Source organism: Thalassobacterium maritimum, from assembly GCF_031127805.1.
GTDB classification, from domain to species: domain Bacteria; phylum Verrucomicrobiota; class Verrucomicrobiia; order Opitutales; family Coraliomargaritaceae; genus Thalassobacterium; species Thalassobacterium maritimum.
The window spans coordinates 93549-108379 of sequence record NZ_JARXHW010000008.1; the positions used below are offsets into that span (position 1 = coordinate 93549).

Genomic DNA, 14831 nt, shown 5'->3' on the forward strand with positions numbered 1-14831 from the left:
TACGAGTGTCGTCGATGGGAAAATGATTGATACCCATTAGACTGTCGGCAGTATAATGACGTAGGCAGGTGCTTTTATTTTTTATTTACATCCAAGAGATGCTCTTGGTGTTCAACACCCGCACCCGATGTCAAATCAGCAGTCAACGACTGCCCCCCCTCAGAAGAAGGAACACCACCTCAATCCATGCTATGGTAACATTCTGATTGATTAGTGATGGAAGAAGCAATTACTTAACAAATCCACTAGGGACGGACCCACAGGAAATATTTATGCTAGCAGAACAAAAGAAAGGGATCATCGGAGCAAAAATGCTATTACTGGTAGTATTACTGCTGCTAGTTATAAGTGCAATGGGGGCGGTCATCTATTTCGTCACTAAAAACTACCGACAGTTAGAAGACTTTAACGATGCCATCACTGCATATGAAAGTGAAAACTGGGAACTGGCTAGTAAACGACTTCAAGCTGCGATTGTGGCGGACCCTAATAATGAGGACGTGGTCGCCAAATTAGCAACGGTCAATGAGAAACTCGGATACTGGACAGCAGCTGGATTTCTATGGTCGCGTGCAGCTGAGTTAAATGCATTTAAACCCGAGTATTTCGAGCACGCGCTCAGCGCGCACCTACGGGCAGGCAATTTTGAGCTCCTCCGCGAGGAACTCGCGACCGCTCAGCCATTTAAGACTGATCGACATCGCTTACTCATGGCATTGGTGCATGCAAATGCAGGAGAACTTGAAGATGCGAAGCTCATGATGAGCGAATTATCACAAGCTGACGCGCAAGACACCCCATTGCTCAAACTGGTCGAGCTCATGCTGGAAGATACAGCAGCAATGACACCTGAGCAAGTTTCTGGCTTCGAAGCGCTCGCAAATTCTGAAGATGCCGCCATCGCTCTCATCGCACTTTACAACTTAGCTAATGACGCGATTGGCCGTGGCGAAATGTCACGCGCCCAAGATTACCTTGAGCGCCGCAGTTTGCTCAGTCCCAAGCAAGGAACTATCAGCCTCGCCAATTTCTACTACATTCAAGGTAAATCCAAAGAAGCCGCCGATCTTTACCGGGAACTCGTCGATGAATTGATACCAATTGAATCAATTCGCTATGCTGAATCGCTAGTCGCGATCAAACAAATAGATGAGCTACAGGAGCTCGCGAAACGCTATCGCATCGGAGCGCGAGTGGATGTCCTGACGGGGTATTATATTGATGCATTGCTCGCCTATGAGGCAAATGATGCTGCGACTGTGTCGGCGAAACTTCAAGCGATGGGGGATGAAATGCCTGTAACTTTGATTGCGCAAATGCTGACTTTTTATGATGCAGTTCAACGCAAAGATATCAAAGCGATCTCGACCCTCTTGTCTGAGTTTCCCTACGATGCGCATGAGCGCTTAGCAAAATTCGTCCCCATGATTCAAGAACTGGTGATGGAGCTAATTACTGAGAATAATTTGACCGAGGCGGCACATCTTTCGGAGCTTCTAAACATACGAGACTTTCAAGATGTGGCATTTACGCTCGCACAGGTCGGAGATGCCGCGCAGAAGCAGGTTTTGTCACGCATGGATCTCGACCAAGCACTTGAAGCGTACCCGCGCGAGCCCAGGCTCTGGTCCATCGCCACTGATTATCATCTGAGAAATCGTAACTTCTCCGAGGCTCAAGCCGCTGCAGAGAAGCTACTGGAACTGATCCCGGGCAATGTTTCCGCACAGCTCCAACGTATCGCGGCCTTGGAATCGATGCCCGAGCTCGCAAAAGCCACGCAGGCCTTCGAAGCACTCTATCAGGAAAACCCAAGTGATCGTAGAGTATTGATTCAGTATCTTGCCTTTTGCTCGCGCAATCAACTCTCAGCCAACTTATCTGCACTCTTAACATCACTGCAAGCGCAAGCAGACACTGCTTTAATAGGTCTCGCGGTCCTCGCCGAAGCAGAACTCGCACAAATTGCGAACGATCGTGAAAAAATATACACGCTCCTGCAGCCTCTTGCACAGGGCGCAAGTTGGGCCGCCAATTCGGAAAATGCGGCGATACTTTACCGCGCGGCGAATATGCTCGCGACCAGTGACTACGAGGCCCCAGCGATTAAAATTTATCGCAAATTGTTGGCACTCGCGCCCAATTCAGTGCCCGTTCTAGTTAACCTAGCCGAACTCTACGCTGCATTGGCTGAAAAAGAATCCGATCAAGACGCACAACAAACAGCACTCGAACTCGCGAAACAGGCCTACACAGCAGTGCCACAATCTGCCATCGCTCGTGAGTGCTATGCGCTACGCCTCAACGAAACGGGCTCACACGATGAAGCACAAAAATTGCTGCTCAATCTAATGCAACAAGAGACGGGCTCCCCACGAGTACGCCTCGCGTGGAAGGACTCAATGGAGCATTTGATCGAAGCGTTGGCGAAAAAAGATGAAATCTACAATCGCACAAACCTCTGTCAGTCATTGCTCAATGAGTTTCCGCAAAACGAAATCGCGACGCAAAATTTGCAAAGCATCCAAGAGGAATTACAACGACGAGCCGCCGAAACTGAGGCAAAACGTGAAGAGGAGACATCAAAATAAATCCTCCGCATGCATGATATCTCCAGCAGTCTCAGTGAGTTTTGGTGGCGTATGCGTCGCTGGACGCATGAATTTCCCTTAACATGTTTATTGCTCACTGGTGTGCTGCTATACGCACTCGCGCAAATTATATTTTTTACCACAGCTAGAGAGAATGCGGTTCCGCTTTGGATACTAGCACTGGTCTTAGCATGGCGCGCAATGGAACAGCTCGAGCCCAGAGATCTGTTTGACCTGCGTTCGCAAATCGCCGCTTGGTTATTCATCGCACTGATTCCATTTGCCTTGCAGTTACCTGGGGCAAGCGAGCTACGTCTCGGAGTCAGATGTGCCATGATGCTACTTGCAGTTTCGGTGATCGCCTACAACAACGCATTACATGGGACACTGCGCTTGATGCCGGTTATGATTTTGAGCTTGGTGATTATACCCGTGCAAGAACAGCTGTTTCTCGCGATTAGCTACCCCCTCAGATTGATCTCCACCATGCTCACAGTCGAGGCTCTGCAACTCTTCGGACGCGACATATCCTACCATTTTACGACAATTCATCTGGGCGATTACCAGCTAGCGATTACAGATGCATGTAGCGGAATTTCGCAGTTAGCGGTCCTGCTGCTGATCGGCTATGTGGTAGTGATCATGAAGCAACATCGTAATTTTGGATTTGCCACGCTCCACTACTTTACTCTTTTGCCCGTCGTGATCTTTGCGAATGCGATTCGCTTGGTCATCACCATCATTCTCTTCGACGTAATTGGAGAAACTGCCTTCGACAATAGCTATCACGCCACATTGGGCTATGTATTTGTGATGATGGCGACCTATTTTTTCTACGCAATAGGAGGCGCCTTCCCAAACGTTGATGATGCGAACGAATCGTCTAAACCAAACGAACCTTTTTCAGTAAAAGATTAAGCCATGCCACGCTACTTAAGGTTCACTTTACTCTTCATTGGCTTCATCCCATTCGGGGCGAAATTGCCCTATATGTATCGGGCATGGCGCGACTCACCACAAGATCGCTTCGATTGGATATTTGTCACGCTGTTCGCGATCCTATTCCCACTGGTCTGGATCAAGACTCGTAAGCGCGAAGAAGTTGCCACGGTGGATTACACCGTTCTGATCGTATTGATCCCCTCTCTTTTAGGCTATGCAGCCGCGATGCATATGGCGATCAATGCGCTGCAGATCATTTGCGGAATTTGCACGGCTTTTTCAGTGTTTTGGTTGATCTATGGCGGACAAAATGCGTATCGAGTTTTACCAACCTTTGGTTTGCTCTTCTTGGGAGTGACGAGCACCACCTATTGGGTGAACTACTACGTGGGCGACCCGGGGATGATGTCTGGGCACATTATTAAGTTTGCTGCCGCTCTCATATTGCTAGCTTGGCAGACAATAAACATACTATGGGAAAAGAAAGTTCAGACACGTAGTCTGCTCTATTCAGGCGCAGTTCTGCTAGCGATGCTCTATATTTGGCAAAGTGAAGAATCCTCTTCGGAGCAAGGAGCCCCCATGGTGCTGTCACTAACACCAGGCAAGGTCGGCACATATTTAGGACAGGCCCAAGAAGTCACCGAAAATGATATACGCTTCTTTGGAGAAGATAGTGAGATTGAAAAGTTCTACTATATTGGCGATGACCAAGGTATTTATATTCTAGCGCTCACCTGCGGCAGCAAGATCAACTCAATCCATCCAGCGAGTCATTGCTTGCGCACTTCAGGTTGGGTCATCCATTCAGAAGAGATTCTGACCGCGAACCTGCATGAAGAGCCCGTTTATATCACTGAAATCGTAGCCGAGTCTCAGAATGCAGCCTATTTGTTCTGGGTCTGGTACTCTAATCCTGATTATTCCACTGGTAGCTTTGTGCATTTTCGTAAAGAATGGCAACGCGATGTGACATGGCACACCTATCAACTAATGATCCCCCTAACCAATAAAGATGACGCGAGTGGCTTGATTCAAGCTCGCAAAGAATTGCGTGCGTTATTGGAGACGGTCGCCACCAGTTCGACGCAGTAAACCTGCAATAGATGCCCCAAACAGAGTTGAGAGCATGATCGCGCTATAACCTTGCCAAGTGCCGGCTAAATGCATGCATCACCCATGCGTGTAGGGGTGCCTGCGTCAAGGCGTAGAGATACCAAGGCAGTTTGGGGGCGAAACCGTGAATCGACGCAATAATGCACTGGTTGGACGGAAACAGTCGAAACTCGAAACGTCCAGGCGGCTCCACATCTGCTGCTAAATAACCTCCAGAAATGTAGTAAGCACAGCGGCGCTGATTACCGACAGTCCAAGGCGTCGGCGTAAGTTGAAGTAGCTTTAAGCGCTTAAAAAATGCATAGAAACGCACCACCCCCAGCTGGTCCGTTTCAGCATGGATCAGATTAGCAAATCGTCGACTCAGCCAGCGGTCGTATTCTTGTGAGATTTGCTGCGCATCCAGCCCTGCAGGTAGCGGCATTCGTTGCACCGAGCGCACCCGCTTATCACGGCGTATTTGCTGAGCATCGACAGCCTGAGTCTGTTTGCGTGGATTCGCGCGTGGCTCGCCGCTGGGGTCAACAGCTTTAGCGAGGGAGTCTTCCAGACTGATCATACCGCTGGAAAGTCGATCCAACAATGGGTTTGGACGCGCGCGTAAATCGTGACGCAAGCTCTCTTGCAAGGGCCCCACCAGTGCGGCTGGCACTTTACCAAAATACGCCACCCAATGCCGTGACAAAGCCAAGAGGTGCCACGGGATGTTGAAGGTGCGCACCGACTTGCCTAAGGCTGCAGCCGTTTTCAGGATCAAGTCCCGATAGCTCATCGGCTCATGCCCGCCCAAATCGTAAACCTCACCTGAGGCAAATTGAGCATCGCTCAGGCAGAGCTCGAAGGCCTCGCAAACATTTTGGATGTCGATCGAATGCGTCATTGAGCGCACCCAAGCTGGCAGCAGCATGATTGGCAGTGCATTAACCAGATTGATCAACATCGAAAAAGAAGATCCCCCTGGGCCAAAAATGAGCCCTGCACGCAGGACCGTCACTTTTACGGAACGACTTTTGAGCACGCGCTCCACTTCCAAGCGACTGCGTAAGTGTGGACTCAGGGACTCGTCGCCCGCAGGCATTAGGCCGCTCAGGTAAATGACATGCTTCAGACCGGCACTTTCGGCTGCACGGATGAAATTGTCCGCCAATAGCAAGTCAGTATCCTCAAAAGAGCCCTGCATTAAACGCGACGATGGTGCCATCGAATGCACTAAGTAAAGTCCCAGTTCACAGCCCTGCAAAGCTTCGGTAACCTGTGGTAATGAATATAAATCACAATGCCTCCATTCAGTGGCATGCGCCGCGTTACCTTGTGCAACGATGTTGGGGCTACGTGTCAGTGCCCGAAAACGAAACACCTCAGACAGATGCCGTCTGAGGTGTGAACCAACAAAACCACTCGCGCCAGCTACGGCGATTAAGGGCTTGTCGGAATTGCGTTCGCTCAAGGAAGCTAGGGTTGATGGCCCGGAGGAAGCTTAGGCGAGATAACTGTTGAGCATCCAGATCGTCTTTTCATGCACTTGAATGCGTGCAATCATCAGATCCTCGGTTTGATCGTCGCCGGCATCGCCTGCGGCGTCGCGCGTCGCTTTCATATCGTCCACCAATTTTTGATTCACCGTTAACAGGTGCTTCACCATATCATCGGCATTCGAATCTTCGGCAATTTCAGGAGTGCCTGCGAGTTTCGCCAAATTGCCTAAGCCACCGGGCGCGAGGGCTCCCAAAGCACGGATGCGCTCTGCAACTTCATCGATCGCGGCAAACAGCTCAGTGTATTGCTCCTCAAAAGCGGCATGCAATGCAAAGAATGAAGGGCCACGAACGTTCCAGTGGCAAATATGGGTTTGAGCCAATAGCGCATAACTATCGGCTACAACCAGGCGCAAACCTTCAACCACGCGGCTTGAAGTTTCAGCAGTTTTTACAGATCGGGATTTTGATTTCTTTTTAGCCATGCACACAGGCTAGCAAAACTAAGAGATAAATCAAACGTGCACGAAACTTTGTTAGAGTTCTGTATACTTCAGACTCTTACCCTTGGATTTTTCGATGGGATATTTTTCGCCATTTCGCTGCATCTTTTTCTCAATGATCTCGGCGATGTCGATGCCGGCGACATTGGCGAATTCGATGGCGTAGATAAAGACGTCGGCCAGTTCTTCTTCGACCTTGTCGCGTAGCTTGTCGGAGTTGACATCACTACGCGAAGCCTCGCTGCCTTGCCAAAGGAAGTGCTCCATCAGCTCGGCAGCTTCGGCTGCGATTGCCATCGATAGGTTCTTAGGCGAGTGAAATTGCTGCCAATCCCGCTCACTCGCAAAAGCGAGCACACGGTCTTTGATTGCTTGCAACTGAGTCTCGCTGTCGTTCATCGAATGCTTTTAGTACGCCTAAGCTTTACGCTCAGGACGAGGGAATAGGATGGTCTTTTCGCCAAGAGCTTGGCCTTGGAGGCGATTGCCCCACTCCAGCTGACCTTCGAGGCGATCAAAGCTCTCAGCCCCCACGAGCGCACGAATCTTATCAGAAATCTCTGGCATGACAGGCGTGAGCATGACTACGGCCAAGCGCAGGGCTTCCGCCATGGTCGCAAGCGAGGTGCGCAGTGCGGCTTGGTCGGCTGCGTCGTCAGACTTGGCGAGCTTCCAAGGCGCACGCGTCTCGGCGTATTTGTTAATGCCAGAGACGAAAGTGAAGATACGGTCGAGTGCTTTGTGAAACTGGAAATCCTCGAAGAGATTCACGAGTTCGCTCTCTGTCTTCGCCCAGAGTGCTTTAAGCTCTTTTTCTGGGGCATCTTCGACTTCAGCGGCAGGCACTTTACCCTCGGTGTAACGCCCCCCCATATTGAGCAGGCGACTAACAAGATTACCTAAGTCGTTGGCGAGGTCGCTATTGTAGCGGCTCATGAAAAGCTCCAGTGAGAACTCGGAGTCTTGCCCTACGTTCATTTCGCGGGTCACAAAGTAGCGGAAGGCGTCGGCGCCGAATTGCTCAATCAGGTCGAGCGGGTTGACGACATCGCCGGTGCTCTTGGACATCTTGGCTCCAGAACTGAGCCACCAACCGTGTACCAAGAAGTGCTTAGGCTGCTCGATGCCAAGCGCCTTGAGCATGATTGGCCAATAAACTGCGTGTGGCGGCACCAGAATGTCTTTACCAATCACGTGATAGTCGGCAGGCCAGTGCTGTTCAAACTCGTCGGTGCCGTAACCAGCTGCTGTGATATAGTTAGTCAGTGCGTCGAACCAAACATAAGTAACAAAGTCGGCATCGAAGGGGAGTTCAATCCCCCACTCCAAGCGCTCTTTCGGGCGGGAGATGCAGAGGTCGTTGAGCGGCTCTTTAAGAAATTGCAGCACATCGGCAGCACGAAAACGCGGGTAGATCAGCTCTTCGTTGTTCTTGATCAGATCTACCAGCCAGTCTTGATATTGAGCGAGCTTGAAAAAGTAGTTAGTTTCGATGATTTCTTCGACTTCGCCGAAAATCTCAGGCCATTCGCCATCAACCTTTTCCTTCTCGGTAACAAACTGCTCTTGGCGCTTGCTGTAATAACCAGAGTATTCTGCTTTATAGATCTCCCCCTTGTCGTAGAGCTTTTGTAGAATCTCTTGCACGACCTTTTTATGACGCGCTTCGGTGGTGCGAATATAATCGTCGTTGGAAATATGCAGACGGCCGCAGACGCCCTGGAATTCAACTGCTAAGCGGTCGCAGCGTTCTTGCGGCGTAATGCCCTCTTGCTGAGCCGACATTTGGACCTTTTGCCCGTGTTCATCGAGACCGGTGAGAAACTTGACTTCGTCGCCCATCAAGCGTCGAAAGCGTGCGACGATGTCAGTCAGCACTTTTTCGTAGGCATGCCCGAGGTGTGGGGAACCATTTGCGTAGTCGATTGCGGTAGTGATGTAGAACTTTTTGCTCATAAGAAACCGTGGAACTTGGGAGATTTCCCAGAGGGGCGCAAGCGCGGGATTTGGTAAATGTAAGTTGAGCGCTTACCACTCGCCTAAAATGTCTTCGACGATCAGCTGACTGCGACCGTAATAAAAGTTGGGCTGTACAATCAGACGCACCTTACCGGCGTTGTTTTTCTGATAACTAGGCAAGCCTTCCTCGGCAATAATACTGCGGTCTGCATAGTAGGCCCGCCAGACGCGTTCGCCAACTTGAATGCGGAAGGGCTTGATGCTCTTGACCACCGCATTGACGCTATACAGGTGTGCCACATGCTCGGCTAACTGAGTGTCGTCCAAATCGCTGAGAAAACCACCGTCCTGCAGATCGAGTGTGCCCAAATACTCCGAAACGTTCAATTTGCGCTCGTAGTCTGGTGCGTCGTCGCCACGGCTCAATTCGCCAGTCGCGCTAAAGGGGCCGAGCTTGAAGCGAGCGAGCAGGGGCAAGTGATCGGAAAAACCACTGCCAGTTTCGCCACCGGGGTTCCATTTAATGGGGCGACCGATCGCATCAGTATTGAGACCGGGCACAATTAGCTTTTCGAAACTGCCATCAATATAGCTTATGCCCGCGCCATCATACAGCCCCCGCGTGAGGATCAAGTGCATGAGGGTGCCGCGGTGTCCGCGCCAGACCTCGGAGAAGCGTAGTTCGGAAGGCAGTTCAAACCAAAGATTGTAAAGGTCATTTTGCTGGAAACGCTCGTCCCCATCGGAGCCAAGTATATCATTGATGCCGGTTTCCATCTCAGGGTAGAGCAGCGAATGATTATAGTGCGAGTTGAGATCGCCTGCAATAATTACGTCGGCCTGCGGGTCGGCGGCCAAGCGTGCATCAATCAAGCGACGCAACACGCTGGCGTTATCGACACGGATGTACTCGCGCTCAGGGTTGGATGCACCGGACTTCCAGTGGTTTACATACACGTAAAGCGGCTGGCCGTGCACATCCAGTTCCGCTTCGAGAATATCGCGCGCTTGCTGTAGGGGATGGCGCTCTACGCTCTGAATCGGGAATTTGGAAAAAACTGCGTTGGTATGCGCGATGCCAGAGTCCATCCCGCGCGAAGGTGCAGTCACCACCTCATAGCCCGTCATGCCGGCATCCGCAAGCGACTTGAGCAACCACGCCGATGCCGGATAGCCGGCGTAATCCTCAGACCACTCCGCCCCCAGCATCGAGGCGATCGTCTGATGCTGGTGCGCACGCAGGAAGGATTCGTAGTCTGCAACTGTGGACTCGGGTGTGAAGTCTGCTTCCAGCTCTGCAAAAAGTATCACTTCAGGGCCAGCACCGTCATTGACGTTTTGGAGCACCTGTGCGACGCCCTCTAATTTGGTCTGAAACTTACGGCGGGTGTAACCTGAACTGCCCTTCTCGGGGTCCATTTTATAGTCGTTGAACAAGGCGATGCCATCGACATCGAAGAGATTTTCGACGTTGTAGGTAACCACCGCAAAGTCCTTAGACGACGGCACACCCTCCTGTGACACGACGGCACTCGTAACCGGCGTTTGCGTGTTTTCCTGCGCCGTGCACGCGGCAGAAGCCAGTGACAACGCGGCGAGAACAGGAAGAAAGATAGTATGTTTTAAGGCAGCCATGGATACTTTTTGTAATTGGGAGCACGCTTTTCGTTCCAAGCTTTTCGCCCTTCTTCGCCCTCCTCGGTCAAATAATACAGCAAGGTGGCGTTGCCCGCGAGTTCTTGCAAGCCTTGCTGCCCGTCCACATCGGCATTAAAGGCAGCCTTGAGGCAGCGAATGGAGAGCGGACTGTGCTGCAAGATATCTTGCGCCCATTGCACACCTTCGTCTTCGAGTTGTTCGTAGGGCACGATCTTATTGACCAACCCCATATCCAAAGCTTCTTGCGCATTGTATTGGCGGCATAGATACCAAATTTCGCGTGCTTTTTTGTGGCCCACAATACGTGCCAAGTAGCTAGAGCCAAAGCCTCCATCAAAACTACCCACTTTGGGCCCGGTTTGTCCGAATATAGCGTTGTCTGCCGCGATCGTCAGGTCACACACAACATGCAGCACATGCCCGCCGCCAATGGCATAACCCGCGACGAGTGCGATCACCACCTTAGGCATCGAGCGAATCAGTTTTTGCAGATCTAATACATTGAGGCGTGGCACCCCATCCTTGCCCACATAGCCGCCCGCTTGGTGACCACGAATCTTTTGATCGCCCCCCGCACAAAAGGCAAATTTGCCATCAGTCTGCGGGTTGAAGCCTGTGAGTAACACCACGCCAATGGAAGTGTCATCCTTGGCATCGCTAAACGCTGCAATTAATTCAGCGACCGTATCGGGCGTGAAGGCATTGCGCCGATGCGGACGATTGATTGTGACCTTAGCGACACCATCACATTTCTCGTAGATGATATCTTCAAATTCGCGGACTTTTTTCCAGTTCATGCAGACATGCTAGAACGGAAAAATGCTCGATGACAACAGTCTTGCACGCTCTTTCGCATTAATAATGCGGAGGCTTTTCGTCGGCAGGCATGTCACCCGCATTCTGAGAGTTGAGTTCCGCCACTGCAGCCAACTGTGCTTTCTGCTCCTTAGCGACCTTCACTAGCGTATCAATGCGCTGCGTCAGGCGATAAATCTCCGCGTCTTGCTCGACCACGTGCTTTTCAAGAAACGCCAGCCGGGTCTCTAAAGATTGTAGTGATTCTGAACTCATATAAATATAGTTAACGCCCTAACGGGAATGATAAAGATTGAATGCCTTTGTGTTTGTACTCTACACTGCAAGAATTGAAAAAGGAGATACAGTGGTTAGTGCTTCTGGGATTAGAGCGAAAGCTTTTTTCTCTGCAACCCTGTTTAACGGTGGCACAGTCGCTGGGCGAAGACGCAGAGATCGTGCCCTTTGCTGAGGAGCTCTTAAGAGAACGAGCCTGTGTCGATTTTGACGCGCTGCAAGACTTAGTCGAATTTGCCTATGCGCGCTCACTAGAAGCAGAACCTGCGAGTAATCCGTTTCAGCCTGTAGAGTCTCCCAGCAGCGCGGCCACAGCGTCCATAGCGTCCACTCCTCCCCCTGCCCCACAGCAAGTTCGCTTCGAATTACCGGAGTCCATGCCTGACTTGAGCGAGCTTAACTCGATTTCAGACGAAACGACTGCCGCCGAATACATGCGGCAAATTCTGGCTGCCTTACAAGAGTTGGGCAGCAGCGATTTGCACCTCTGCGCAGGCGCGCGTCCCTTCGTCAGACACAACGGCGCGCTGCGCTACTTAGATGAAGCCCCGCTGGCTACGGACGCGTCGAAGGTGTTAAACTCGGCATTATTAAACTCGGCCCAACGTGAAGAATTCGAATCCACTCACGACCTGGATTTCGCCCTCACCTTAGGCCTTCGCAGGCGCTATCGCGTGAACCTGATGCAACATAAAGAAGGCATGGCAGGCACTTATCGCTTAGTCCCAAGTAAGATACCGAGATTGAAAGATCTTGGCTTCGAAGATCTAGACCCCATTCGCCAGTTGCTCACTTACCCGAACGGACTCATTTTAGTCGCGGGCCCCATCTGCTCAGGCAAGAGTGTCACCCTGGCTGCGATGATCGATGACATTAACTGCACACGTGAAGAGCACTTGATCGCTGTAGAGGAACCGATTGAGATTGTGCAAAGCTCCAAGTCCTGCCAAATTACTCAGCGAGAAGTGGGCGTCCATACTCATAGCTTTGCAGGTGCCCTGAAGAGTGCGCTGCGACAAGACCCGGACATCATCGTAATTGGTGAATTACGAGACCTGGAAACGATTGAAATGGCGATCACTGCCTCCGAAACCGGGCACTTGGTGATCGGGACACTCCACACCAGTGATGCCGCCAACACTTTGAACCGTGTGTTAGACGTCTTCCCGGCCTCTCAACAAACACATATTCGAGTGATGCTCTCGCACGCATTGCGTGGCATAATCTGCCAAAGATTAGTCCCCTCTACGGACGGGCATATGGCTCTCGCATATGAGTTGCTACTCAATAATACCGCAGTTCGCACATTGATTCATGAGAATAAGCCCGAAGGCCTCGTGAATGTGATGGAAACCGGCTCCGCTGAAGGGATGCGACTCATGGATAAATCGATCTTATCATTATGGGAAAGCGACCGAATTAGCGATGAAGTCGCTCTTAAAAATTTAAAGAGTGAAATGAAACGTGCGCAACTACGAGAGTTGATCATGCTTCAAAAACCGACTTATCAAACTACATAAGGTCGCCATGCCAATCATCGATAAATACCTCAATCAATTACTGGAAACAGAGGGGTCCGACTTGCACCTGTCGGTCGGCACACCAGTACGTGCGCGCATCGCGGGCTCGATCAAAGATTTAAGTGAAACACCACTCACAGAGGAAGTTCTCAACTCAATGCTAAAAGAATTGTGCGACGAGGCGAAGTGGGCAGAATATGAAAGTTCTAAAGAGCTCGACTTCGCTTATGGCATCGAAACCGGCGACCGCTTTCGCGCCAATTATTTTTATAATCACTGGGGCACTGCAGCCGTGCTGCGCCTGATCCCCGCCGACATTAAATCTTTTCAGTCACTTCATCTACCTGAGGTGCTACAAACACTCTGCTTTGCACGCGCGGGGCTGGTTTTTGTGACCGGGCCCACGGGTAGTGGCAAGTCCACTACATTAGCGGCCATGATCGATCTGATCAATGAGCAATCCTGCAAGCATATCATCACGATCGAAGACCCGGTAGAGTTCGTGCACCGCAACAAGCAAAGCGTGATCGCGCATCGCGAAGTAGGCGAACACAGTCAGTCCTTCGCCGCCGCACTACGCGGAGCCATGCGCGCGGACCCTGACATCTTGCTGGTCGGCGAAATGCGTGACGTCCAAACCATTCGCTTGGCATTGAATTGTGCCTCGATGGGCATGTTGGTATTTGGGACATTGCACACCAATAATGCGCCCATGACGATTGATCGCGTAATCGACGCTTTTCCCGCTGACGAGCAGAACCAAGTGCGAACCATGCTAGGCTCCAGTTTGAACGGGGTCGTTTCGCAGCTACTATGCAAAAAAATAGGTGGTGGCCGCGTAGCAGCTCACGAAATATTACTAAAACATGATGCCTTGGCGACCTGTATTCGCAGTGGCAAAATTAGCCGCATACGTCAGATCATCGAAAGCAGCATGCAAGAAGGAATGATCACCATGGATGCATCCCTTGAGAGGCTCCTGCAGTCCAAGCAAATAAGCGCGGAAGAAGCTTATATGAAGGCAAGTAACAAGGCCACTTTCGAGAAATACATACTAGCACGTGAGGCGCAGCAGCCTGGGAATTTCCCGCAGGGCTATGAGGTCTAATGGCACGTCAATCCCCCACTTTACCGAGCGCTAGGTAGCTAGCGTAGGTAAGTCTTTACGAGTTGCTCGACTCGTCCCAAGCGTAAGGGCTTCGAGACAAATTCCGTCATACCCACGCGCAAACAGCGACTCTTAATATCTTTGGCCACATTTGCAGTGACCGCGACTATTGGTGTGTTCTTATTCAAAGAACTACTTGTCACAATCTCTCGTGTCGTATCGAAGCCATCCATATTGGGCATACTTAGATCCATTAGAATCAAATCGAATTTCTGCTTTTGGCAGGCAGCAATTCCATTTAAACCATCGTCTGCGGTATGAACGACGACACCGAAGCGTTGCATCATTTTGAGTATGGTCAACTGATTGATTTTGTTGTCCTCTACGATCAACACATGCGGCGCATCTCCTTCAGGGGCCACTGCATCAAGATCATGATGCGCATCACTGGCACGCTCCGATTCTAAATGATCCATTTCTTGCATCCCCACCGTGACCCCTAATTGTTGTAGCGCAGGCGTCAGCATGTAAGCCGCATTTTTGACAAACTGTTGCTCATCGTGACTCAGCCGATCCACTGGGTCACGCGACTCCAAGCAAAGCACACCTATCAGACGATAATGTGAAAATATATTCTCGCGCTGTAAGCTAAACATCCCGCGATTCTGCCCAAAATACTCTTCCAAGCTAGATACATAATCCATTCGAATCGTGTCTTCGGGCATCGGGTCCAATTGCTCAATCTGCCATTGAGCAATCGTGCGAATACTTAACTTAGATTCCTGCCATAAGCTCAAATAGGCTCGATCTGCATTCACGCAAAGCGCAACGTGTTTCAGAGCCCGCTGCAATTGTCGCTCGCGATC

At 50.9% G+C, this 14831-nt stretch carries 13 protein-coding genes; 5 read left to right on the plus strand and 8 right to left on the minus strand.

Annotated features, from left to right (window positions below; genetic code table 11):
* The first annotated feature begins 272 nt into the window (after positions 1-272).
* The 3 genes from QEH52_RS05455 to QEH52_RS05465 are packed head-to-tail and all read left to right on the plus strand — an operon-like array spanning position 273 to position 4628.
* Positions 273-2591 (plus strand): hypothetical protein, encoded by a 2319-nt coding sequence (locus tag QEH52_RS05455; protein WP_308949083.1) that lies wholly within the window; start codon positions 273-275, stop codon positions 2589-2591.
* Positions 2592-2600: 9 nt separating this feature from the next.
* Entirely contained in the window at positions 2601-3509 is a 909-nt protein-coding gene (locus QEH52_RS05460) for an exosortase/archaeosortase family protein (protein WP_308949084.1), read from the plus strand.
* 3 nt (positions 3510-3512) lie between these two features.
* On the plus strand, positions 3513-4628 hold the full coding sequence (locus QEH52_RS05465) for an exosortase-associated EpsI family protein (RefSeq protein WP_308949085.1): 1116 nt from the start codon (positions 3513-3515) through the stop codon (positions 4626-4628).
* A gap of 43 nt (positions 4629-4671) precedes the next feature.
* Here the strand turns inward: QEH52_RS05465 and QEH52_RS05470 are convergent, their stop codons facing one another.
* The 7 genes from QEH52_RS05470 to QEH52_RS05500 all read right to left on the minus strand — a co-directional run bounded on the left by QEH52_RS05470 (position 4672) and on the right by QEH52_RS05500 (position 11316).
* On the minus strand, positions 4672-6096 hold the full coding sequence (locus tag QEH52_RS05470) for an NAD(P)H-binding protein (RefSeq protein ID WP_308949086.1): 1425 nt from the start codon (positions 6094-6096) through the stop codon (positions 4672-4674).
* Positions 6097-6126: 30 nt separating this feature from the next.
* Entirely contained in the window at positions 6127-6609 is a 483-nt protein-coding gene (locus tag QEH52_RS05475; protein WP_308949087.1) for a Dps family protein, read from the minus strand.
* A 51-nt stretch (positions 6610-6660) separates the two neighbouring features.
* Entirely contained in the window at positions 6661-7026 is a 366-nt protein-coding gene (locus QEH52_RS05480) for a nucleotide pyrophosphohydrolase (protein ID WP_308949088.1), read from the minus strand.
* Between the two features lie 18 nt (positions 7027-7044).
* Positions 7045-8583, minus strand: coding sequence for a methionine--tRNA ligase (gene metG, locus QEH52_RS05485; protein ID WP_308949089.1), 1539 nt, complete (start codon positions 8581-8583; stop codon positions 7045-7047).
* Positions 8584-8655: 72 nt separating this feature from the next.
* The gene (locus QEH52_RS05490; RefSeq protein WP_308949090.1) at positions 8656-10221 is read right to left on the minus strand and encodes an endonuclease/exonuclease/phosphatase family protein; all 1566 of its coding nucleotides are present in this window, start codon (positions 10219-10221) and stop codon (positions 8656-8658) included.
* Entirely contained in the window at positions 10209-11042 is an 834-nt protein-coding gene (gene menB / locus QEH52_RS05495; RefSeq protein ID WP_308949091.1) for a 1,4-dihydroxy-2-naphthoyl-CoA synthase, read from the minus strand. The genes QEH52_RS05490 and menB overlap by 13 nt, the downstream gene beginning before the upstream one ends.
* Before the next feature lie 58 nt (positions 11043-11100).
* Positions 11101-11316 (minus strand): SlyX family protein, encoded by a 216-nt coding sequence (locus QEH52_RS05500; protein WP_308949092.1) that lies wholly within the window; start codon positions 11314-11316, stop codon positions 11101-11103.
* A gap of 149 nt (positions 11317-11465) precedes the next feature.
* On the opposite strand from QEH52_RS05500, the gene QEH52_RS05505 reads away from it, so the two are divergent.
* Both QEH52_RS05505 and QEH52_RS05510 read left to right on the plus strand, forming a co-directional pair.
* Positions 11466-12857 (plus strand): type IV pilus twitching motility protein PilT, encoded by a 1392-nt coding sequence (locus tag QEH52_RS05505; RefSeq protein WP_308949093.1) that lies wholly within the window; start codon positions 11466-11468, stop codon positions 12855-12857.
* A gap of 7 nt (positions 12858-12864) precedes the next feature.
* Positions 12865-13965: a type IV pilus twitching motility protein PilT gene (locus QEH52_RS05510; RefSeq protein WP_308949094.1), complete on the plus strand. Its 1101-nt coding sequence runs from the start codon at positions 12865-12867 to the stop codon at positions 13963-13965.
* A 38-nt stretch (positions 13966-14003) separates the two neighbouring features.
* On the opposite strand, the gene QEH52_RS05515 is transcribed toward QEH52_RS05510, so the two are convergent.
* Positions 14004-14783, minus strand: a complete 780-nt coding sequence (locus QEH52_RS05515; protein ID WP_308949095.1) for a response regulator — start codon at positions 14781-14783, stop codon at positions 14004-14006.
* Between the last annotated feature and the right edge of the window lie 48 nt (positions 14784-14831).

What these genes read in the sequence shown, in the direction of transcription:
- QEH52_RS05510 (WP_308949094.1), top strand. Translation starts at nt 12,865, where the DNA reads ATGCCAATCATCGATAAATACCTCAATCAATTACTGGAAACAGAGGGG.
- QEH52_RS05490 (WP_308949090.1), bottom strand. Translation starts at nt 10,221, where the DNA reads ATGGCTGCCTTAAAACATACTATCTTTCTTCCTGTTCTCGCCGCGTTG.
- menB (WP_308949091.1), bottom strand. Translation starts at nt 11,042, where the DNA reads ATGAACTGGAAAAAAGTCCGCGAATTTGAAGATATCATCTACGAGAAA.
- metG (WP_308949089.1), bottom strand. Translation starts at nt 8,583, where the DNA reads ATGAGCAAAAAGTTCTACATCACTACCGCAATCGACTACGCAAATGGT.
- QEH52_RS05455 (WP_308949083.1), top strand. Translation starts at nt 273, where the DNA reads ATGCTAGCAGAACAAAAGAAAGGGATCATCGGAGCAAAAATGCTATTA.
- QEH52_RS05465 (WP_308949085.1), top strand. Translation starts at nt 3,513, where the DNA reads ATGCCACGCTACTTAAGGTTCACTTTACTCTTCATTGGCTTCATCCCA.
- QEH52_RS05460 (WP_308949084.1), top strand. Translation starts at nt 2,601, where the DNA reads ATGCATGATATCTCCAGCAGTCTCAGTGAGTTTTGGTGGCGTATGCGT.
- QEH52_RS05480 (WP_308949088.1), bottom strand. Translation starts at nt 7,026, where the DNA reads ATGAACGACAGCGAGACTCAGTTGCAAGCAATCAAAGACCGTGTGCTC.
- QEH52_RS05475 (WP_308949087.1), bottom strand. Translation starts at nt 6,609, where the DNA reads ATGGCTAAAAAGAAATCAAAATCCCGATCTGTAAAAACTGCTGAAACT.
- QEH52_RS05500 (WP_308949092.1), bottom strand. Translation starts at nt 11,316, where the DNA reads ATGAGTTCAGAATCACTACAATCTTTAGAGACCCGGCTGGCGTTTCTT.